This is a genomic window from Treponema porcinum, assembly GCF_900167145.1.
GTDB lineage: Bacteria > Spirochaetota > Spirochaetia > Treponematales > Treponemataceae > Treponema_D > Treponema_D porcinum.
In genome coordinates, this window is the sequence record NZ_FUWG01000008.1 from 102246 (window position 1) to 125552 (window position 23307).

At 40.7% G+C, this 23307-nt stretch carries 15 protein-coding genes and 1 tRNA gene; 5 read left to right on the forward strand and 11 right to left on the reverse strand.

Annotated features, from left to right (window positions below; all coding sequences use genetic code 11):
• Window positions 1-7 precede the first annotated feature (7 nt).
• On the forward strand, window positions 8-11359 hold the full coding sequence (locus B5D55_RS06415; RefSeq protein WP_078933177.1) for an Ig-like domain repeat protein: 11352 nt from the start codon (window positions 8-10) through the stop codon (window positions 11357-11359).
• 267 nt (window positions 11360-11626) lie between these two features.
• Here the strand turns inward: B5D55_RS06415 and B5D55_RS06420 are convergent, their stop codons facing one another.
• From B5D55_RS06420 to B5D55_RS06465, 10 genes are all read right to left on the reverse strand, one after another.
• A complete protein-coding gene (locus tag B5D55_RS06420) occupies window positions 11627-12502 on the reverse strand; it encodes an Rpn family recombination-promoting nuclease/putative transposase (RefSeq protein WP_078933178.1) in 876 nt (291 codons plus the stop codon).
• A 237-nt stretch (window positions 12503-12739) separates the two neighbouring features.
• Window positions 12740-12812: transfer RNA gene (locus B5D55_RS06425), tRNA-Lys, on the reverse strand.
• Between the two features lie 90 nt (window positions 12813-12902).
• Complete coding sequence (locus B5D55_RS06430) at window positions 12903-13820, reverse strand: 3'-5' exonuclease family protein (protein WP_078933179.1); 918 nt, start codon at window positions 13818-13820, stop codon at window positions 12903-12905.
• Between the two features lie 10 nt (window positions 13821-13830).
• A complete protein-coding gene (locus tag B5D55_RS06435) occupies window positions 13831-14343 on the reverse strand; it encodes a flagellar basal body-associated FliL family protein (RefSeq protein WP_159446171.1) in 513 nt (170 codons plus the stop codon).
• Window positions 14344-14474: 131 nt separating this feature from the next.
• Window positions 14475-15737, reverse strand: a complete 1263-nt coding sequence (gene hflX / locus B5D55_RS06440) for a GTPase HflX (protein WP_078933181.1) — start codon at window positions 15735-15737, stop codon at window positions 14475-14477.
• A gap of 60 nt (window positions 15738-15797) precedes the next feature.
• Window positions 15798-16928: a GGDEF domain-containing protein gene (locus B5D55_RS06445; RefSeq protein ID WP_078933182.1), complete on the reverse strand. Its 1131-nt coding sequence runs from the start codon at window positions 16926-16928 to the stop codon at window positions 15798-15800.
• A 52-nt stretch (window positions 16929-16980) separates the two neighbouring features.
• Window positions 16981-17460 (reverse strand): hypothetical protein, encoded by a 480-nt coding sequence (locus B5D55_RS06450; RefSeq protein WP_078933183.1) that lies wholly within the window; start codon window positions 17458-17460, stop codon window positions 16981-16983.
• Window positions 17447-18031 (reverse strand): RNA polymerase sigma factor, encoded by a 585-nt coding sequence (locus tag B5D55_RS06455; RefSeq protein WP_078933184.1) that lies wholly within the window; start codon window positions 18029-18031, stop codon window positions 17447-17449. Before B5D55_RS06455 ends, B5D55_RS06450 begins: the two co-directional genes overlap by 14 nt.
• A gap of 12 nt (window positions 18032-18043) precedes the next feature.
• Entirely contained in the window at window positions 18044-18391 is a 348-nt protein-coding gene (locus B5D55_RS06460; protein WP_078933185.1) for a hypothetical protein, read from the reverse strand.
• A 184-nt stretch (window positions 18392-18575) separates the two neighbouring features.
• On the reverse strand, window positions 18576-19289 hold the full coding sequence (locus B5D55_RS06465) for an SAM-dependent methyltransferase (protein ID WP_078933186.1): 714 nt from the start codon (window positions 19287-19289) through the stop codon (window positions 18576-18578).
• Window positions 19290-19417: 128 nt separating this feature from the next.
• Between B5D55_RS06465 and B5D55_RS06470 the strand changes: the two genes are divergently transcribed.
• The 4 genes from B5D55_RS06470 to B5D55_RS06485 all read left to right on the forward strand — a co-directional run bounded on the left by B5D55_RS06470 (window position 19418) and on the right by B5D55_RS06485 (window position 22461).
• Entirely contained in the window at window positions 19418-20086 is a 669-nt protein-coding gene (locus tag B5D55_RS06470; protein WP_078933187.1) for a hypothetical protein, read from the forward strand.
• A 199-nt stretch (window positions 20087-20285) separates the two neighbouring features.
• Entirely contained in the window at window positions 20286-21347 is a 1062-nt protein-coding gene (locus B5D55_RS06475; protein WP_159446172.1) for an MraY family glycosyltransferase, read from the forward strand.
• 102 nt (window positions 21348-21449) lie between these two features.
• Window positions 21450-22166 carry an AzlC family ABC transporter permease gene (locus B5D55_RS06480; protein WP_200805295.1) on the forward strand — a complete coding sequence of 239 codons (717 nt, stop codon included), beginning with the start codon at window positions 21450-21452 and terminating at the stop codon, window positions 22164-22166.
• The gene (locus B5D55_RS06485) at window positions 22156-22461 is read left to right on the forward strand and encodes an AzlD domain-containing protein (RefSeq protein WP_078933189.1); all 306 of its coding nucleotides are present in this window, start codon (window positions 22156-22158) and stop codon (window positions 22459-22461) included. Before B5D55_RS06480 ends, B5D55_RS06485 begins: the two co-directional genes overlap by 11 nt.
• A 7-nt stretch (window positions 22462-22468) precedes the next feature.
• Here B5D55_RS06485 and B5D55_RS06490 read toward each other — a convergent pair whose 3' ends face one another.
• Window positions 22469-23245, reverse strand: coding sequence for an META domain-containing protein (locus B5D55_RS06490; protein ID WP_159446173.1), 777 nt, complete (start codon window positions 23243-23245; stop codon window positions 22469-22471).
• Window positions 23246-23307 lie beyond the last annotated feature (62 nt).

A 23307-nucleotide genomic window follows, 5' to 3' on the forward strand; every position in this document is an offset into this window, starting at 1 on the left:
AGTGTATATGAAAAAATTTTTAGTATGTCTGCCGGCTGTACTTTTTATATTGCTTTCTGTTTTCATTTTATCCTGTGAAGTAGGACTTGGTGAGTCCGTAGATACAGAAGCCCCTAAAATTTCCATTACATACCCTGACGCAAAATCTGTCATAAAAGACAGGTTCGTCCTTGCAGGCGAATGTTCCGATGACCGGATGGTTTCAAGCGTACAGGTTACCATTCTTGACTCCTCAAATAATCCTGTAACAGGCTATGAATTAAAAGCACCTGTAGTTGAGTCTGCAAAGTCAGGACAGGTATGGTCTGTAGAAATAAATGCAAAGAACGCAGACGGCTCGTATCCTCTTAAAGACGGAAAATATACGTTCCGCACGATTGCAACCGACGGAGCCGGAAGAAAGTCTGCTCCGTTTGAACGTGACCTTGAAATAGACAATACTGCTCCTGTATTTGTAATAAACAGTCCTGGAAGCACAGACACAGAAACGTCATACGGTTCTGTCTTAAAAGTAGAAGGTTCTATTGCAGAAGCTCACTCCGTAAAATCAATGGCGCTTACAGTCTATGATACAAACGGAATTGAAAAAGCCAGCTGGAAAGAGGAGAACATTAACATTGCCGGCGGAACTTCAGTTACGTTTGCAAAATACTATTCCAATACAGGCGGAACAGACACACTTCTTGAACGGTATAATAATATTTATGATTCACAGAAAGGCGGATTTCAGGCATTTAAGTGTTCCGTTGAACTTACAGACAGCTCATGCGTATACCAGAAACCGGATTTTGTTCCGTCATACAACCGTTCTTCCGATGCAGGACAGCCTGTTTCTTCCGACGGTAACACCACTTGTGACGTATGGCTTTATGACGACATCTACGGAACAGATGCAAAATACGTCCTTATGGGAACAAAAGCTTCTGAAGTATGGGGAAAAGCGTTTGAAGTAAGCGACTTTATGAACATTCTGAACGGAACAGTTCCGTACGATACTCCAAACGCAGACGGAAAAACTGTTCTTGAAGTGCTTAACAGTGCAAAGACAGACACGTCAGAAAAATCCCTTAAAATGAAACTGAACAAGGATGCAAATCCTACGTACACGGTAATGGGCTATTCATTTGATTCAACCGCAGAAAAAGACGGCGTTCTGACTTTAAGCCCGGCTGCAAAAGGCGGAACGATTACGTTTAAGGCAGATGCAGGTCTTGACGGCGTGCTTTTTTCACCGGAAACAATAAAAGTTTACCTTTTTGGTCCGTTTGAAAAAGATGCCGTATCATTAAAACTTTCTGACATATACAATGACCCTAAGGCGTATGCCGAAAAAAATGCACAGGTTACTTCAATCCTTTACGACGGAAAAAACGGCGTAGGTGGGGGCAGCCCGGATATTTACGGGCCTTACACAGGCGAGTCCAGAAGTACATGGACGCAGTCGCTTTCCCTTCCGTCTGATTCAAAAATAATGAAGGCAACAAAGTGCTATGTTATTGCGGCAACAGGCGAAGATAAGGACAATGTAGAATTTATTTCTGCAAACAACAAGTACAACGGCTTTGAAGCTCAGGCAACCGGAGTTCCGCCAACTGTTACAATATCAAAACCAGAGACGGATTCAATCTCTAATAACCCGCAGGATATTATTACGGTAAAAGGTACAATAAAATCTGATGAAGGAACTGCGGTAAACGATGCCTCTTATGAAATCTATGTATATGATGTAACGAACAAAAATACCCTGCTTGGAACAATCAAAAACCGTGATACAAACAGTGATGACGACAGTTCTATGAAAATAATCGGAACGCTTGGCGTAGATCCGGAAGTTTCTTTTGAAATAGATGCCTCAAAAGGAACGTGGTATCCTGAAAAAGGTGCCTCAAAAGACGGAACAAAGCCTTCTGAAGGCGATGTATTTAAGTACGTAATTTCTGTTTCCGGCGTTACAGATACAACAGGCAAGGATTCTGTTACTGCACAGGTGGATATGCTTAAACCGACTGCAAGCATTGAGGTTTCTACGCTTCTTTCAAATGAAAAAGACGGCAAAACAAGAGATAACTGCGTAAACGGAAAAATAAAAATTAAGGGAACTCTTTCAGATAATGACAAAATCGCTTCGGCATGGGCAGAAATTTCAGATTCAAAAGGCAATGTAACAAAATCTGATGTTCAGCCTGAAGGAACTGGTTCTTTTACATGGGATTTTGACACGACTTCGCTCAGCGACAACACCGAATATTCAGTTAAAGTTTACGCTTTAGACCGCGCCGGAAACAAAGGTTCTAGTTCTGAGCAAAAAATTTATGTTGACCAGAGTACAGATTTACCAGTCATTACGCTTTCTAATGCAGATGACAAAATAAAAGATAAAGACGGTATAGGAGTTGGTGAAAACCTTTTTGACCAGACAGGAAATAATAAACTTTCCGGCGCAGTTGTTGACGATGACGGAATTGAAAAAATAGAAATTGCGTATAAGAAATTTGGCAGTGACGGAAGTTTTACATTACTTTTCAAATCTCTTCTGTCTCCTGGTGGAAAGACATCTTATTCTTTCAGCCAGGCATTGAAATCTGCTGAGGGTGCTGTTCTTGAAGAAGGTTTTTATTTAATTCAAATTAAAGCAACAGATAATGCAGAGGGTAAAATTAACACAACAGAATTTGCAATCTGTATAAATAACGATGCGCCTTCAATTACATTCATAAATCCTGTAAAGAACTCTGAAAGTTATCAGAGTAATAAGTTTACGGCATCTGGTACAGTTTCCGGAGAGTTTGGATTACAGGACGGTGGGTCGTCTGATAAGATTTTAAAACGTGGGGAAAAAACTGTTACGGTTAAGCATTCAGGCAGTGTTTACGAATGGAATGATGAGATTGACCTTTCAAACTCCACTGAATCTGAAAATACTGGAATTACTAACGACGGTGTTCTTTATACAATAACATATACTGTAACAGACAGTTTTGGTCGTGAAACAACAGATTATGTAAAATTCAGGTTTGATAATATTTCTCCTGTTGTAGAAATAAACGATTACAATCAGCCTGCTTATATTGGACTAACAAGAACTACAATTTATTCATTTGCTGGAACAGTTAATGATGCTAATGCAATAAAATCTCTTGAATATTCTATTGATGGCGGTACTAAGTGGACTTCTATTTCTGCACAGCAATCTATCAATGCAAATATTGATTTTAAAAATGTAGGTGAAGAAGAAGCAAAAGTACAATTTAGGGCAACGGATGAGGCTGGTAATGTTTCTGAACTAACAGAAAAGTCATCACGGACTGTAAAAATAATAAAGAATGCACCAGAATTTGGAGCTTCTTTTACATTAAACGTTACAGACGGAACGCCTAAACAGGATGTTAATACTTATTATGTAAATAAACCGTTTACAATTACGGGAACTGTAACTTCTGCCGCACTTAAGAATGTTAAGTACGGTTCAGAAATTTTGACAGTTAGTCAAAGCGGTGACGTATATTCTTTCAAAACTACAGAGTTTAATACATCCGGAAACTATACATTTACAGCAGAGGATATGGCAGGGCAGATGTCTTCAAAAACTGTTTCTGTTGTTTTTGATAAAGAGCCGCCTGTTCCAGAAATTTCTCAGGTTTCACCGCTTGTTACAGGATATGCAGGTACTCCTGCTGAATATAAAAATGGCGCAGTTAATGGAGAAATAACTGTTCAAGGCTCTTCAACAGATAATGATAAAGTTGTCTCAACTGTGCTTAAGGTTTATAAAGCAAAGATTGAAGATGGAAAAGTTGTTCTAACTGGAGATGCAATTCAGAGCCTTAAATTTGACGGAACTGAACAGGAAGGCGATGCTGTAACAGTTGAAAGTTCTTCAAATACAGCAAATAACTATAAATTTACTGTAGATACTACAAAACTTGTTTTTGACGACGCCGGCATAGTTATCTGTATTGAGTCTACAGACAGAACAGGCAATGTTAAAGTTGCAGAATATCCTGTTTATGTATGTCAGGCTACGGATAAACCTACAGTATCTTCTTCTAATCTGACTCTTACGTTGTTGGACGAAGATGAGATTTCAAGCGCAGACGGTAAAAACCTGTTTGGAATGGGAAGTCAGACTGTTTATGTAACAGCAACCGATGATGACGGAATACAATCTTTTACTTATAAGTTTGATGACGGTACAGAGAAAGAACTTTACAAAAAAGGTGATTATGATTCTGCAACTACTTCCGTAACAAGATCTGTTCCGTTAGGTTTAACCGGAGCTCATACAATTACATTTAAAGTTACTGATATAAATGACACTGAATATAGCACTGAGCCTATTTTGTTTGCAGTTGATAACGATGTTCCTGTAATTTCAGACATTAAGATTGGTGGAAAAACTTATGAAAAAGGAATGTTTGTTTCTAAGAAATTTGCTATTACAGGAAAAGCATCAGACGAAAGTGAAATTGCATCTGTTGAATTAGCAGGAGTATTTTCTACTCAATCTCCGTCAGTTTCGGGTTCTGAATCATGGAGTTCTTCTGATTTCGAAGAAACTGAGGGTTCTAAAGAGGTAACTGTTACTGTAAAAGATAAGTATGGTCGTTCTTCTTCAACAAAACTGGAATTTAAAGTTGATGTAACTCCGCCTGTATGGAAAGAGTCTGAAAATGGAGATAATGTTCCGACTACGATTTCTGGCGGACAAAAAACAAAGACCAATGACGAACTTGCTGCTATGACAGAGAGATATTGGTTCAACACAAACAGCATTACTTTGTCAGGAAAGGCATGGGATAAAAATGAAATTACCGGCTATACGCTGAAAGTAAATGATACTGAAACAACTTCAAGCGGAGGCAACGGCTATTCAATTCTTGCTAATTATAACGATGGATTAAACCGTGTTACTCTAGAAGCAAAAGATGCTGCTGGAAATAAATCTAGTCGTGAAATTTCTGTTTATGTAGACACCGAGCAGCCTGAACTAAAAAATACGATTGTAACAGTAGACGGAAAAACAGGTTCGTCGCTCTACATAAATGCTGAATCGCAAGTTACCGTTACAGTATCGGCAGCAGATACAACAAGTGGAGTATCGAAAATTCTGATTGGAATGACTCCTTCATTTAAAGATGAAGATGCGATTGGAACTCTTGACATATCTTCTGATGATGCTGGTATTAATGGTAACGATGTAACTGAAACTATCAATATTTCTGAAAAGTCTCATGAGTGGGCAGACGGAACACAGACAATTTATATACGCGCAGTGGATAAATCAGGACTATCGTCTATAGAAAGTTATATTTCCGGTCTTATCGTAGATAAAACACCGCCTGCAATAACATATACTTCGCACTCTCAGGGAGCAGCGGTAAACAAAACAGTAACGGTTTCAGGAACGTATACAGAAGCAAATAATACAGACTCTTTAGAAGCAAGCCTTTATTACCGTACAACTTCTGATGGTGCATGGAAAAAAGCATCGCAAACAGTTTATGTATCTGCTGAAGGAACATGGAGTGTTGATTTTGATACAACAGTTCTTAATGATAAAACAAAATATGACTTCCAGATAAGGATGACAGACAAAGCCGGGAATACAGTTCCGGAAACGGCAGCTTTACTTACGCTCTATGTTAATCAGGACAGCAATCGTCCTGTTGTAAAAGTTACTTTCTCAAATACAGACGGAATATTCCGTCTTGGAGATACATCATTTACTGGTACTGTATCTGATGATGACGGTGTTATAAAATCAATATATCTTCAGATGGTAGAACAGGGAGATACGTTAAAATCAGATTGGGGAACTGCACTTGCTGAAAACAGTAATGAGTGGAAGTATGAAAATATTACAGATGGTACATATAATTTGTATTTTAAGGTAATAGATAAAGCCGGTGGTACATTTATTACAGGTAACAATGACTTACTTACTGTTCCTAAAATTCAGAACAATAATGAAGATGTTGCCGGTGATAAAATTACTTTAAGTGTTGATACAAATCCACCTGTTGTGTCTTCCGTGCAGGTGAATTTACAGTCTGCTGATAAAGGTGAAGTAGATGATTATGAGGATGTAAATAATAATCATATTTTAGGCGGTGTAAAATATAAATACGCTACGTTTAGGGTAAAGGCATCTGACACTGTATCAACAGGTGATAGGCTGACAGTAAATGTAAGGCTTGGTGAACAAGAATATTCTGCATTATATAATAACAATACTGGATATTATGAAACTAAAGCTGATATTGATATAGGAAATTCAGCTGTATTTGTATCGGGTATTTATCAGTTTGTGGCAGAAGCAAGGGATGAAGCTGGAAAAACAACGTCTCTTACTCGTATCGTAACTATTGATAATACGGCACCTGATACAATAAAAAATGTCATTCCATCTGCAGATACAGAAGTTACCGGTGAATTTGAAATGAGCGGTCTTTTGCAGGACGATGAGAAGGCAAACAGCGGTATTCCGTTGTCTGATGCAATGGCGTATTACATTCCTACAAATACGACTCATGCATATACAACAGAAGAGCAGTTGAAAACTCTTGCCTGGAGCAACGAGAATCTTACACAGACAGCTGTTACTTGGAAAATAGATTTTGCCGGACTTGCAGAAAAACTTGGCTATTCAAAAGAAAATGAAATGCTGGGTAATGAATATTTATATGCACAGGATTCTTCAAATACAGATTTGTATGATATTCCTGTGTGGTTCAGATTGACAGATAATGCTGGAAACGTAGGCTATATACAGGGAAATACATTGCGTTTCAATCCGAACGCAGATAAGCCTCAGGTTCAGATTACGTATCCTGAAATGATCGACGGCGAGGAACTTGTAATGGGCGGAACAGTCCGTATTCAAGGTTCTGCAAGCGACAACGAAGGAGTTGATTCTGTTTGGCTTCAGTTCGATTTTAATAATGACGGTGAATATGAAAACGGTAACGAAATTGAAAATGCGCCGAAAAATTCTGAAGGAAAGGTATATATCGGAGGTGATTCTGAAAATATTGCCCAATCAATTCCTGTGAAAGGTGATAACGGTTTCAAGGTAAAAGGAACTCTCAGCTGGTCATCATCCGTAGATCTTTCTGGATTTACTGCCGGTACAAAAATTAGAATGAGGGCGGTTGCAGTTGATAAGGATACGTCAAATCCGCTTGCAAGTGCATGGTCTAAGGAACTTGTCATTACTGTTGACAACAATATTCCGCAGCTGGAAGATTTAAAGCTTGTACAATATGCTGAAGAGTCGTATACAACACCGAAAAAAGAAATTTCGTATGCTGATGATGTATTTATTTCTGGTTTGAACTGGCGGCTTGAGGGCAGGGCTGTTCATACAGAAGGCGTTTCTAACGTTTCTGTTTCTGCCGGTAATAGTATAACAACAGAGGCTGACGGCAATAATAAGAAATTCTTTATTCCTATAAATAAAGATACTGGCAGCTGGACTGCTATGATTACGGCAGTTCCGTCTGCGGACTCTCCGTATCAGAACAATACAACATTCTCTGTGCATATAGACAATGAAGCGCCTGCGCTTGAAACAGACAGCAACGGTCTTATTATGTATAAGGATAATTACGGAATAGAGGCGAATAAACTCAGTTCATCAGTGTTTGTTCAGAACAGTAACGGTGAATTTGCAACAATCGCCGCACGGGTAAACGAATCTGGCTCTGGTTTTGAGCGTGCAGTATTCTATTTTGTGCGAACTGACAGTGCCGGCAGTAATAAACGCGTTTATAACGTAATGGACGAAGACAGGAATGTTAATAGAACATCAGTACAGGATAGCAAAGCTGATGGACAAGTCTATATAAATGAAGACAAACTTGCCGTACTGTATATGAATAACATAGGAAGAAGCGATCTTACAAAACTTAATCTTACAACAAACAATAATATACGTGCCGGCGGACTTGTAAAAATAGGCGGTACGTATCATAAAATTATAGAAGTAACTGAAACTTCTGTAACGATTGATGATGAAGTATCTACGACATATAAGGAAGCAGAATTTGTATACGGAATGGTCGTTGATAATTCTGGAGAAAGCCGCAATTCTTCCGGCATCAAGAACGATGATGGTGACGGTATGGTTGAATCATACTCAAAGAGCGGTTCAAACTATACTTGGGATGCATCCGTTCCGTCCGCAAATATTCCCGACGGTCCGATAGAAATTCATGTTGTTGTATTCGATAAGGCAGGAAATACAAACTACGGTCGTGTAAGTACGCGTATAAGTAACAGTCCTATTCGTATTACGTCCGTGCGTCTTGCAACGGATTTGAACGGAAACGGAGCGTTTGATGATGCTGAATACCAACAGTTCTATGCAATAAAGAATTCTGAAGGAACTGGTGACACTTCACAGGGTGTTGAAATCTGGAATCTTGATACAAAACAGGAACTGGGTAGGGAAAAGTGCTGGGCTGTAAAAGAACGGCTTTCTATACAGCCAGAATTTGTAGGCGGAACAGAACCTTTCTATTGGACTCTTTCTAAAGGTTCGGAAGGACTTTCTGCAGGAGAATCACTTGTAAAGTCATCTGCAAAAGAAATTAATAATAAAACTGTATTTTCACTTGATAATAATGATTTAAGTTCTGGTGACGGTTATGAGGGAGCAGAGTGTTATTATCGCTTCAGCTTCTGGGATTCAACGGAAGAACTTACTCCGGGAACAGATACAAGCTGGACTGTTCTTAATGCATACGTAAAACAGGAACTGGTCGATAATATTGCTCCGACAGTTTCTATATCTCCGTTCTATTGGAAAAACAGTACAGAAAACAGTCTGTACAAGAACAGTACAGAGAATGGTCATATAGAACTTGAAGCGGACTGGCAGGAAACTGACGCTTACAAAAATAATACCGGAAACAGTGTTTATGACGGTGACCCAAAAGTTTCCGGTATTATAAAGGTTCAGGGAACAGCAAATGACAACAAGATTCTGAAGAATATAGAAATAAAAATTTCCAGCTTTATGAATGAGTATCAGTCTGTTGGTACATATACAAGAACTGGAGATACAGGCTGGAATGATACCAAGTTGGAAAATGATATTGCTGTGGCATTGGAAAATCAAGGCTGGGCATTTACTGTAGACCGCGAGACAATCTCTCAGGCTGACGGACATACAATAGAATGGACTCTTACGTGGGATACATCAAAGATTACTGATACTGCGGTTACAGATGTAAAGATTTTCGTACGGGCAACAGACCAGTCTGAAAAAGCTTCTTCTGAACCAGATGAAATTCAGACGACAGCAGAGAGACCGACTCCATATTACCGCGTAGATGTTGTGCCGTATATTACGGAATTAATAACAACACTTTCAGGAATCGAAACAAAGAATCATTCTGTATACGGAAGAACAGCCTCAGGCAGATATCCGGTTTATTTCTACACACAGGATGCTAATGGAAATTCTAATGTATCAGAAAAAATTTCTGTAGTTGGATTTAATATTGCTAAAGAAGATTCTCAAATTATCTTTACTAAAAATGCTGTTACAACTACCTTAGATTCTGATTTGAGTTTTCAATTACCGGAAAATGCAGTGTCTGGCAAAATTGAAATTTCTGTTAATTCCATAAAGAACCTGAATAATATAAATAATAAAAATGCAAAAGGTTCTTATGAAGATGTGGAATCGGATTCTTTGTATAACAACTATAAGAATTATTACAACCGTCAGCCAAATAATGTAAATAATGACCTTTTGGAAGATGATGTTGAACTTGCAATATGGGGAATTAACTCACAATCCGCTGTATCGCCGGAAGGCATTGTTTCTGAAGCAACAATGCATATAAATCCTTCTGACGGACAATTGGGCTTCTCATTCTCTTCTGGAAACTATGGATATTATCCTTATGGTGTAGATGATAAAGGAGAGCCCCAAAAATATTCACTTAAGTTCTGGTGCCGGGATTATACTCCTGTAAATACAATGCGTTTTGTGTACGATAATCAAGGACACATGTTTGGTGTGCATGCTGGTACCGATACAAATAATCCGCGTGTTGCCAGATTCCGATTAGTTTCAAGTGTATGGGGACCTAGTTCTGATATAGATAGTAAGGATAGTGACTGGATATGTGCATATAGTGCAAATAATGCTCTCCGGCTTGAATATATGGCTAACTATAAGGACAGTGATAAAAGTTATGTAATGAACGGAACTCGTTTCCAGTTCCATCCTCAACTTGCGGCAAGTGCCAGCGGAACTAAAACAAATTTATATTTAATGTATTATGATTCCCTTACAAATGAACTTAGATTCCGTGCTGGACAAATGGATAATAAGACGGCATTTAGCGTTGTATATAAAAATGTAACTAATATCTTTGGACAAGTTACTGGGCAAACAGAAGATTGGTGGGCTCAAAATGACACAAACTATTCTTCTTTTGGAGATTTTTATGATGATGCATATTTGTATGGTTCTGATTCGACAAAAACTGTTACTGACTATAATCATGTTTCTGTTCTTGCAAGTTCTGCTACAAATACAGGCAGTTCACCGTATGCACCGGGAGAGCGTTATGCCATTGCCGTTGTGCCAGGTTCTCAAGGTTCTCCAGATACAGTTGTTGCTGTCTGGTGTGATGATATTCATAAAACATTATGGTATAGTTATTTGACTGACCCTATAACCAATAATCATCAAAATGTAGATTCAGAAACACATGTAAATAAGAGTTGGTCTACACCAGTTGCAATTCTTGACGGTAATTCTGGTGGTTATGCGGCAATTGCTGTCGATTCTGCTAACCATATTCATATTGCTTCATACAGCAAAGAAAGGACAGGTTCTCTTGTATATACATATCTTGACAGTTATGACAGTTATGAATCTGCAACACCAGATTATATAAAAACACATTCTGTATTTGTTGACAGTTACGGAGCAACAGGTCAGTACATTACTATTGATTTTGCAAAAGACAGTACTGGAACAAGATATATACCGTATATCGGTTATTTGATGACATCTTTGCAATATCCAAAATATGCATACCTTGTTGATGTTGATTCTGCTGTTAAAAATAGTTCTGACTGGATTCCAAAACCAGGTACAGATTCTGAAAATATGTATACGGGTGCATGGGAATCAGTAATTTTACCGACAGAAAATAAATTCCTTTTGGATGATATTTGTATCGGAGTCTTTAGAAATTCTAATGGAATGCTTCAAAATATTCCTGTAAAGACAGGTACTGATATTTGCGGTGGAAACGGAACTTCAAATCCTGTTATTGGTTACGGTATCAATTACGCTGGTCAAGGCTACATCGAAACCGCCCAGCTTAAATAAACTATAGGACTTTTCAGAAAATTCTCGGCGAGTTTTTCCCAAATTCTCGCCGAGTTTTCCCTAAAAACTCGCCGTACTTTTTAAAATTCTCGCCGAGAATTTTTTAAAACTCGGCGTGTTTTTTTTCAGTAAAGGCAATTGTCATGGTGAACTTCACACTTTGTCATGCTGAACTCGGTTCAGCATCCCACTAACGCTTGTAAAGACCTATCAATGGGATTCCGAAACAAGTTCGGAATGACAGGGTTGGCGAGTGAAAAGACCTATTTACAGCTCCTGAACCTGCTGTAAAGAAAGTCCTGTACATTTAGAAATAATTTCCGCAGAAACTCCGGATTTTTTAAAGTTTCTTGCACTTTCAAGTTTTCCTTCAATAGCCGCTTCCTTTAGTGCAATTTCTTTCTCTTTTTCAGCTTCTTTATATGCTTTCTCATAAGCTTCTTGAGCAGCCGCTTGGGCGGCGTGTTTGGCGGCTAATCTTATCTCTTGCTCCAAAGTCATAAAAGTCCTCCGTGCGTCTTCGGTGATTTTGGCTTTGAGGACTTTTTCGTTGATAATCTTTGAAAAGTCTGTTTCGTCCGGTTTCTTCTGTACAAGAAATTTGAAAAAAGTCCTTAGCTTTTCTGCTGGCATTTTATCATACTTTTGGGCATTGCAAAAGACTTTTGTTGTTTTGTCGTCAAGTACAAGGGTGCTGTCTTCGAGGCAGACGCTTTTGAAGGTGTAAATCGGTAGCCCTTTGTGAAAAATATCATCAAGGCAGAGGAAAATCACATAACTTTCTGTAAGTGATTCGTAGTCCTCGCCAGCGTGCAGGGAAGAAACATCCAGTACACTTTGATAATATCTGGCTCTAAGCGGAAGATAATCGTTACCAATGACCTGCATTTCGATATCAAAAATTCTGTCGGTGTCGTCTTTTACAAATACATCGAGGCGAATTCCTTTGGCGAAGAAATCGACATTCAGAGTTGTTTCTGGCTGGGCAAGACTTATGCTTTCAATCTTAATATTCAAAAGCATTTCGAGGAACTCCTTGCAAAGGTCAAGATTCTCAGACATAACCTTGCAGAAAATGAAGTTGTCTGAAAGTGAAGCTTCGTTCCATTTTTTGAGAAGCTCCGGCGGATAGTATTCGTTCATACACGGCTCCTGTTCTTCACACGATTCTGTGTGTTTTGTTCGGGGATCTTTCTCCCTACATATAAATCGAATTTATCTTTCATTTTGGGCAAAAAAGTGCAGGGAAATTTGAAAAAAAATTGAAATTTTTTTTTGAAAAATGAGTTTTTGTGTTTTTAGCTAAACGTAACGGTCTGTTTTACTGTCCGGGTGTTTTCTGGCATAAAAAAAGGACTTCCAAAACTGGAAGTCCTTTTTTGAGCTACACTGGATTCGAACCAGTGACCCACGCCTTAAAAGGGCGTTGCTCTACCTACTGAGCTAGTAGCCCATGCACTTTTGTGAATGCTTAAATAATATATTCTTTTTCAAAAAAAGTGTCAATAGCAAAACGCTGAATTTCTTGTTTTTTCAGTTTTTTCTATTCCATTCGGACGATTTCGTAAAAATCGGAGATTGTCAGCGGAGTAAGATTTTTTTTCTTCATCTGCTGTATGTATTCCTCCGGCGTGTCGTCTTCTATAATTACCGTTCCGTTCGCCTTAAGGCTCTTTTTAAGAATTCCGCCGTGCTTGAACACAAGCGTAGCGATTTTCAGGGACTCGTCTATGTCCTTCTTTATCTTGAAACCGAAAGTATAGTCGCCTTTCAGCCTGTTCGTAAGGACTGCACGGCATTTTTTTCCGTAAAGTTCCTGAATTTTCTGCATAACTTCGTCGTTGTGCCGTTTTATTTCCCTGTGTTCAAGGTATTTTTCTACGGAAAGCCGGCAGCCCTTGTTTTTTTCAAGCAGTTCTTCTATGCCGGTGTTGTTTTCCTTGCAGAATGCCTGCGTAAGTTTCATCGTCATTACTGCATCATCTTCGCTTTTGTGCGCCTGTAAAGATGACGTATCTATATTGTAGTGCGTACACCAGTCGGCAAGACCTTTCTTTTCACCTTTTGCGTTATCTACGATTACGGCGATGTCAAAGGCGGCAAATTGAATGAGCGGAAGGTTGTAGCGTTCGCACGCGCTTACAACGAAGCCTACGTCATTTGCAGAACTGAAGCCGATTACTTTTCTGTCCGGCGCTTCAATCAGTTTTTTCAGCGGCTTGTAGTATGCCTCAAAATTCCGCTGTGCGCGGAAGTAGTCCTTTGAATATGCCAGCTGACAGCGGTTTTTTGGTGAAAACAGATACCAGTCGAATTCCGTTTCGGGATTCATTACAACGTCGTCGGAATCAAGAATGTTGAATTCTGCGTCGGTAAGCACGTACCCGAACGAGCACATTTTTCCGATACCGTCAAAGCAGTTTGCACATTCAATGTCAAAAAACAAATACGATTTATTCATTTGGTTTTCCTCAGTCAAGAAAAATATATTCTGAAAAATACAATGCCTGTATTTTATTGAGCGTAAGCTGCGCATTCAGTTCTGCGCACAGTTCTGACTTTATGCGTTCTTCGCCTTTTTTGCGGAGCGTTTCTGCCGTTTGCTGCGAAAAATATTCTTTTATAATGTTTTTAAGTATGCCGCTTTTCCGCGAAAGTTCTTCGTAGAATTCTACATCACCGGCTTTGTAGGAAAACCAGGGCGATACAACGACTGGTATGCCTGCGCCGTCTTTTTTTTCACCGGAAGGCGCTGTTGCTGTCCGTATGCGTCCGAGTCCTGTAAATGCGGCATAAGATTCTGCGGCGGATGAATTTTCGGACTGACTTACCGTTTGTGCGGGAGCAGAAGTCTTTTTCCCAGGGGTGACTTTTCCTGCGGCGAATACATATATCGTGGAAACAATAATGACTGCCGCAATGAACGAAGCGATTATTGTAAGCGCGCCGTTTACCGTTATGTCAGGAATTCTGATTTTCTTCATACGCATTTTTTTCCTTAAGGAAACACTGAATAAATCCTATTGAGGATTTTTCAGTGTTAACCTTGAATGTAGCTAATTGTCCGTAAGTCAATGACTTACGGAAATTTGACGGGAAGTGCTGAGTAATCGCTTCAAGTGTTAATCAGCACTTCCTTAAGATACGGCTTCATAAGCGAAAGTGTTTTTCCGGCGGCGCGCGCCTTTACCAGAACGCCGGCATCTTTCCACTTTTCATCTATAATTACTCCGTTTGTGCGAAGGTTCTGCAAAAGCGCGCTTTTTTCTGCTGGAATTTCAAACGTCCTCACTTCGCCAAGCAGTTCTTCCGAAATGCGCTCTGCAAGCGCCTCAAAACCGAAGTGCGTTTTTGCGCTTACGCATACAGCATCCGGGAACTGAAGGTTCAGCGCTGCAAAGTCTGCGGCATTTTCCTTTGAAACATCGCATTTGTTCAGGACGATTACGCGCTTTGAATTAGTGGCGCCTATTTCGTCAAGGACGGCGCAGACTGTATTGTACTGGCTGAGCGCGTTCGGGTCTGATGAATCTATTACCAGAAGCTGTAAATCCGCATTTTTTGCGGCAGAAAGCGTAGACTTAAAGGCATCTATAAGGCTGTGCGGAAGATTACTGATAAATCCGACAGTATCAGTCAGGAGAATGCCGTTTCCGTCCTTTAGTTTAAGCTTTCGTGTAAGCGGATCGAGCGTTGCAAAAAGCTTGTCTTCTACGAATGCATCTGCGCCTGTAAGCGCGTTCAGAAGGCTTGATTTTCCGGCATTTGTGTAGCCGATAAGCGCGCATTCCGGAACTGGAATGCTTCCGCGCTTTTTACGCTGCGTTTCCCTTGTGCGTACTACTTTTTCAAGCTCTTTTTTTGTTCTGAAAATGATTTCGCGGATATTCCGCTGGTCCAGTTCAAGCTGTGTTTCGCCTGCGCCTTTTGAGCCGTAGCTTCCGCCGCGCTGGCGCGCCATATCACCGTAGGAATGTGCAAGACGCGGAAGAGAGTAGGTGAGCCGAGCAAGTTCCACCTGAAGAACAGCCTCTTTTGTCTGCGCACGCTGTGCAAAAATCCGTATGATTACTTCCTGACGGTCAAGACAGGGAATTTTTGCAAGTTTTTCCCAATTGCGCTGTTTTGAGGGGGCTAGGTCAAAATCAAAAATAATGCAGTCTGCTTCTTTTTCCCGGGCAAGGTCAGCGATTTCCTGAGCTTTTCCTTTTCCCATACCGTATGCAGGCTGAACTTCAAGGCGCGTAAGGGTAAGCTTTTCAACAGTTTCCATTCCGAGCGTGTCAGCAAGTCCTTTTAGTTCTGCAAGATTATTTCCCGGTTCTCCGACCAGAAGGCACTTTGTACGGCGGTTCTGTTCTTCTTCTATGTTTATCATCAGTTTAATAGTAATTTACTGCGCGTTGATTTTCAAGGGAAATCTAAAAGGCAGAAAATCCTATATCATAGACTCATATACTGAAAACTGATTTTTTCCGCCGCTTTTTGCCTGATAAAGTGCATAGTCTGCCTTGCGGAACAAATCATCGTACGTATCACCGAATTCAGAACAGACTGCAATTCCGAAACTTCCGGTTACTTTGTCGTTTTCGTTCGGAAGTTCTATTGTTTCTGCCATCAGTGAAAGCACTTTTTTTACCCGTGACTGTGCGATTACGACGTCGTGCGTGAACGGCATAAATACTACAAATTCGTCACCGCCGAATCTTCCTATGATGTCTGAACTGCGGAACGAACTGTTCAGACATCGTGCAATTCCGCTTATGACAAAGTCGCCTATTACATGACCGTAAGAGTCGTTTATCCGCTTAAAGTCGTCTATGTCAAGAATAACAAGTATGCCGTTTTCTGAATCGTTTGCAACGGCTTTTCTTATTTCCCTCATCATTGAACTTTTATTCAAAAGCCCTGTAAGACCGTCTGTGTCACGTTCTGTCTTGATTGCTTTCTGAAATATAAATTCGTTAAGCTTAATGTTTGCGGTAAATATGGAAAGCAACATTCCTGTTATAAGGAAAATAATTGAATTCATTATATCAATGGCATACCGATCAGGAGTTTTGAACAGGAATGCAAGTATGTCGAAGACGATTACCGTAACAAGTGACAGTCCTGCCATTCTTAGCGGCGTGTCAAGAAAAATTACAGGAAAAATCGTTTGGGTTATAAAAAAGAATACTGCGTTCCTGTCTTTACAAAGAAAGACTCCTGTAATTATTGATGCAGCGGACAGGAAAATCATGTACAGATAAACAAACAGCAGCGTAAGTTTTTTGTGCTTTCCAAGAATGTATGTTGATGCAAAGCAGAAAAAGCATGAAACAAGAAAATACAGCCATGCAAAAATGCTTTCATAGTTGTTGTAATGAAGAACCGGCAAAAATGAAGCTATAAGAAATCCAACTGTAAGGAATGCTGTTATGAACGAACACATCCCCAAAGAACGGATATTTGAATTGCGTATTTCTGCTGTACAGTTTGTATAATAATATCGCGAAAAACGCAGCCTCTTAAGGCTTTTAAATAAATAGGAAAGTATCCTGCCCATATCCCACCCTAACTGCATCATATTGAAAAACTGTAGGAATGTCGAGAACGATACAGTGGTTTTGGGGAATGTTTTATGCCTGTTTTGAAAGCGGTATGCTCGTGGAAATTTTTTTGATGAAAAAATCAATGTTTCCGAACACGAATACGCAGCAGTAAACCGTAACGCAGAACGCAATCAGGATGGCGTATGCTATGGAAAGGTCGCGGCTGTGCATTCTGTTTGTTATGAGTATTGGTGCAAAAAGCAGCGTAATCATGGCAATTCCGCTTATAACCCAGTTACGGATGGAAATAGGTTTTTCTATCATGCGGCGGTATGCGTCCGGCTCAATGCGTTCCATTACGTTTTTAATGGATGCGTCTGTAAGCGGAACCTGAAGCTTTAGTGGCGAAGCTGCTGCTTTTTCTGCGGCGGCAAGCATTTTTATCTGCCTGTGGCATTTCCTGCAGAAAAAAAGATGCATAGAAAGTCTGAAGGGGATGCGCTCGTTCTTGTCAAGTTCAAGGTATCTGTTCATAAAGTATTCGCATGTTTTGCTATTGTTTTCCATAAAAATCCTCCAGTTTCTCCTTCAGAAGTTTCTTTGCCCTGAATATATGAGATTTTATTGTGTTCACCGGAATTTCGGTGATTTCGCTTATTTCCTGATACGGAATATCATAAGAAAAATACATTTCTATGCAGACCGCATATTTTTCCGGCAGTTCAGAAACTGCCTGTCTGATTGCTTCCTGTGTAAGGCACAGAATCTGCCTTTCTTCTGGCGTTGCGTCTGTGTCAAGAATTGCCGTTTCATCAGCAATCGGCAAGTATTCCTTTCTGCGCTTTACGGAATTTACCGCCGTCGTCCATGCTATTTTCATAAGCCAGGTGGAAAACTGCGAATTTCCCTTGAATGAATCAAGATTCATAAACACTTTAAGGAATACATCCTGCACAAAATCTTCGGAGTCCGCTTCGTTGTGAAAAAAACTTTTGCCAAAATAAAAAACCCTCGTCTTGTAAAGGCTCATAAGCTTTGCAAAGGATGTTTTGTTCCCCGCTACGGCAGATTTTACAAGGGCAAAATCGCGTTTTTTTATGATGTCCTTTTCAAGTTTTTTCAGCAGTTCTTTTGCCATTTTTGCCGGTTTTTAGTCCTTTTTGTGAAAATCAGGATATATTTTGTAAAAAACAAGCAGGCATATTCCTATGACGGCAGGAATAAGTCCGCCGAGCATAGAATAGGTAAATCCGTCGAGTACGGCAAACACTAGCGACAGCATAACTCCTGTTCCTGTAAGCAGCAGTCCTGCAAGAAGGGAGAATGCCTTGTAGTTGATTTTGCTCGGGACGAATGTTCCTGTTTTTATCTGGAGTTTTATTTCGTGATGACGCCACAGAATGAAGAAGAACAAAACTACTCCGCCGATAGCAATTCCTACTATCGGAACGATTGAAATGATAATCTGAGCGGCAGTTGATGTAATTGCCTGTTCCATAAAAAGTCCTCCGTTTGCCTGATGTTTATTCAGTGTAAACCTTGAATACGTCGAGTCAAGGCACGCTATCGCTCAAGGCCTTGATTTCGCCGTTTTAAGGGTTTGTTTTAACCCCTTAAATACTCTGCCTATATAGACACGCTTCTTTGAAAAAGGTTGCGTGATTTTGTAAGCCGGCATCCGTTCAGCCTTTGTAAATAAGGAATACCGCAGGAATTTTTCCAAGTTCCGGGATCGGCGATTTTTTCCATTCTGCTACGGATTTTGTTTTTATGTATTCTTCCGGACAGGTGATGCCGGATGCTATGCAGAGCTTTGTTTCCGGGCGGCACGTTTTCAGGATTGACTCAATCATCTGCGCGTTGCGGTACGGCGTTTCTATAAAAAGCTGCGTCTGGTTTTCCTTGTAACAGCGCTGTTCAAGCTGCTTGAGTTTCTGTGCGCGCTCCTGCGGTTTTGCCGGAAGGTAACCGTTGAATGCAAAACTTTGTCCGGAAAATCCGCTTGCCATTATCGACATAAGTATTGAAGACGGTCCTACAAGCGGAATTATGCGTATGTTTTTTTTCTGCGCAAGTGCAACAATGTCTGCTCCCGGGTCTGCAACTGCAGGACAGCCGGCTTCGCTTATAATGCCCATCGGTTTTCCTTCCTTTAAGATAGGGTCAAGGTAATTCCCGATGGAATTTTTGTTTGTATGCTCGTTAAGTTCGTAAAATTCAATGTCGTCGATGTTGATGTTTTTGTCTGTTTTTTTCAAAAAACGACGCGCAGAACGTACGTTTTCTACTATAAAAACAGAAATATTCCTAATGATTTCTGCATTGTACGCAGGAAGTACTTGTTCAACAGGCGTTTCTCCAAGCGGTACGGGAATAAGATACAGTGCTGTTTCCATTTGTTCATTTTAATACAGATAAAAAAATGAGTCAAAGCCGGAAAAAATGTTTTTTTGGGTAACACATTTTCAAAACCAGAGTGTCTTAATTTATGTACTAAGAAAACTTTTATTAAGAGGTAAATAAAATGAAAAAATTAATTGCTTTGATTACTGCTTCGCTTATTGCTTCAGGTGCATTTGCTGCTATTGAACTTGATGCAAGTAACTACGTTATGCCTTTGAACTTTCAGACTGTTGACTTTGATTCTGGTTCTAAAGACATATATGCAGTTGTTCCGTTTGGATTTGAAGTTAAGTCTACGTTCTATTTTGGTGATTTACAGCCTGTGAATGTAGGACTGAACATCGGTCTTTCGGCAGATTATTTTAAGTATAAGCATTTTGATGATGATTTATACGAAATCGAAGGCGGATTTGATGCAACGTTTGTTTGCGGTCCTGCGCTGAGCCTGAACTTCAAGCGTACGTCGTTCTTTGTGTCTCCTGGATTTCAGGCTACTGTAATGGGAATAAAGCTTTATGATGACGATGATGATTCTGACATTCACAACTTTGATGTAGCATTTGATCTTGGTGCGCACATTGACGTAGGTTACCGTATCTGGCTTTTGCAGACAGAAAAGTTTGATTTAGGACTGAACTTTGGTGCGGATTATTCTATCGGTCTTGGAAGATACGGAACGTATACTGTTGATGAAAATCAGGACAAGAAAATCAGTGATGACCTGTTCGATATGAACCCTGCCCATCGCGTAAAGGCTTATGCCGGCATTTCATTCCACTTTGACAAATAGGGAAGGTGTAAAGGCTGGCTGAAAAAGCGCCCTGTTAAAGCAGTATTTTCTGTTTTAACAGGGCACTTTCTTTTTAAAACTTGCAAATGGAACGCTTTTTGTTTATACTGTTACACACTTATGAAAGTGCCTGTTAACGATTTTTTCAGTTAAGTGGCATTTTTATAATATTATAAATAGTGGGGGGGGGGCACTTCTTTTGATTTGTTCCATATCAATTTTTGCGGTGCTTGCTTTTCTTTTGTGCATTGCTTTTGTTCCGCTTGTAATACGGTTCTGCAAGACATACAGCCTGTATGACTTTGTGAATTCGCGGAAAATCCATTCCGGGAATATTCCTCGTCTTGGAAGTGTTGCAATTGTCCTTTCATTTTTAATTGCCGTTCTTTTGTGCCTGTTCAAGGAACAAAATCTGTCCGTCAAGAATTCTGTTCCGCTTATTGTGGCAGGGTCACTGATTTTTCTTTTCGGAATTATTGACGATATAAAAAATCTCCGTGCAATATTCAAACTGTTAATTCAGCTTGTTGCGTGTGCTTCCGTTGTGCTCGGCGGCTACCGTTTCCGTCAGATATTCGGTTTTGTCCTTCCTAAATACGCGGGAATGGCACTTACATTCTGCTGGATTTTGGGCATCGTAAACGCATACAACCTTATTGACGGAATGGACGGTTTGTGCGGAACTCTAAGCCTTACTGCCCTTGTTGCCGCCGGGCTGCTTCTTCGGGGGGCGTTCTGGGAAGGTACTGCAATTTGTTTTGTGCTGGCGGCTTCCATTGCAGGATTTCTTGTTTATAATCTTCCTGTACCGAATGCAAAAATTTTTCTTGGTGACGGCGGAAGCCAGTTTCTTGGCTTTATGATTGCAACGATTCCGCTGTATTCAACGTCTGCGCGCCTTGAATACAATAAATTCTTTATGATGCTTGTTCTTGTGTCTTTCCCAATGATGGATACGATTGCAGCAATCTGGCGGCGTCTTCGCGACCACCGTCCGATTATGAGTCCGGATAAGTATCATCTTCATCATAAGCTTCTGAATATCGGTTTTAACAAAGTGCAGGCGCTTTTTATTGTTGCACTTATACAGATTTTGCTGTGCGCAGTCGTTGTGTTTGCTTCATATCAGCGTCAGAAAATTGCAACATCAATTCTTGTTTGTGCATATATTTTTATGATATGCCTTTTCAGTGCAATTCACTATGTAAACAAGGCTGTTACGCGTCGCATTCTTAACCGCGACCGGGAACTTCGTAAATAAAACCTTCCGTTCGTTCCGGGACTGTCTATGAACGTCCAGTTTTGTGGGATTTTTTAAAGTATTTGCATAGTTTGCCGTAAAATGGTTTAATTCACTTGTATTATGAACAATAAAACCGCTTTTACAGACGGAATGCGTGACGGTGTTCCTGTCGGTCTTGGATATTTTGCAGTATCTTTTTCGCTTGGAATTACAGCCGGGAATGCAGGTCTTACTCCGTTTCAGGGCTTTTTGGCAAGCCTTCTTACAAACGCTTCTGCCGGAGAATATGCCGGTTTTACAGTCATTGCATCGGGTGCACCCTATGTAGAAATGGCTCTTGTCATTCTTGTTGCAAACGCGCGCTACCTTCTTATGAGCTTTGCGATGAGCCAGCGCCTTTCTCCAAACCTTTCGCTTTTCCACCGGATTTGCATGGGCTTTGACATAACGGACGAACTTTTTGCCATTGCGATGAGCCGTCCTGGTTATTTAAATCCGTTCTATACGTACGGGGCTGTCCTTACGGCAGCGCCATGCTGGGCAGTTGGTACTGCGCTTGGAATAGCAGCCGGAAACGTAATGCCGCTTCGTGCAGTGAGCGCGCTCAGCGTTGCGCTTTACGGAATGTTTCTTGCAGTTATTATTCCGCCGTGCAGAAAAAGCCGCATTGTTGCCGGTACGGTTGCGGTGTGCTTTGCGCTTAGTTTTGCGCTATCAGTCATTCCGTGCTTTTCAGGCATTTCTGAAGGAACGCGGACGATTGTCCTTACTGTTTTAATTTCTTCTGCCGCTGCGCTTTTATTCCCTGAATGTGACGGAGAACAGGATGAGCGGTAATGTATATGTGTATATTGCTGTTATGGCCGGAGTATCGTTTGTAATCAGGGTACTGCCGCTTACGCTTCTTAGAAAGCAGCTTAAAAACCGCTTTCTGAAGTCGTTTTTGTATTATATTCCGTATGTAACGCTTTCGGTTATGACGTTTCCTGCAATTTTGCACGCAACGCAGAGTACCGTAAGCGCGGCGGCTGCCCTTTTTGTGGGGATAATAGCCGCCTGGTTCGGCGCAGGACTTTTTCCTGTTTCTGCCGCCTGCTGCCTTACCGTTTTTTTACTGGAACTGTTCCTTTAGCCGCTGTCTAGTCTGCCAGGTACAGGACGACAAGCGTTCTGTCTCCGTCAAGAAGCGTAAGTTCCGGACCGGAAATGCGGTATGAAGTTACGTTTTCCAGAAGCTTAAAGAACGTCATTTCCTGCGTCATAAGTTCTTTTGGTCCTGCCATTTTTGTAGAAGCAATATTTTCAAAGGAAATTGTCCTGTCCTTTTCAGAAAGCTGCATTGTACACGACCAGGAATTTACGCCGGAAAAACCTTTTGCCTTGCCGTCACCAATCGTGATTGTCGGCGGATTTTCGCCTGCTGCCGTAACGACGGCGTTTCCCGTATTCAAAAGTCGCGTCGTCCAGCTTGTACCGTTAAGCGTAACCCTGCTGAATACAGCCTTGAACGAGCCGCCGTCTTTTTTTCCGCCTGTGAGGACAAGCGTATTCTCCTTTGATACAGCCGCTTTTTCTGCACCGGAAAGGATTTCCAAAAAATTACGCTCGAACATACTGTGCGCCGTATCTGCTCCCATCATAGTCATTGCATCTACCTGCGCCGAGAACGTTCCGCCTTCTGTTTTTGCCGTTCCGTTGTAGCGGTTTACGCCTGCCTTTCCGTAGACGGCATATTCGTTCTTCCCTGTGATGTCTGCGCTGAAAGACGCGTATGTGTCCGAAGGAATTTCAACTTTCGTGCCGTTGATTTCGGCTTCTGTAAAAATCCAGTCACCGGAAATCTGCTTTGTTCCGCATCCTGTAAGAACAGCCGTCATTGTCATTGCTGCTGCCATAATAAAAACGTATTTTTTCATTTGCATTTCCGTTCCTTAAAAGAGATGAAGCCGCCGCTGAAAATTCAGTTTTTTAAGGCAGC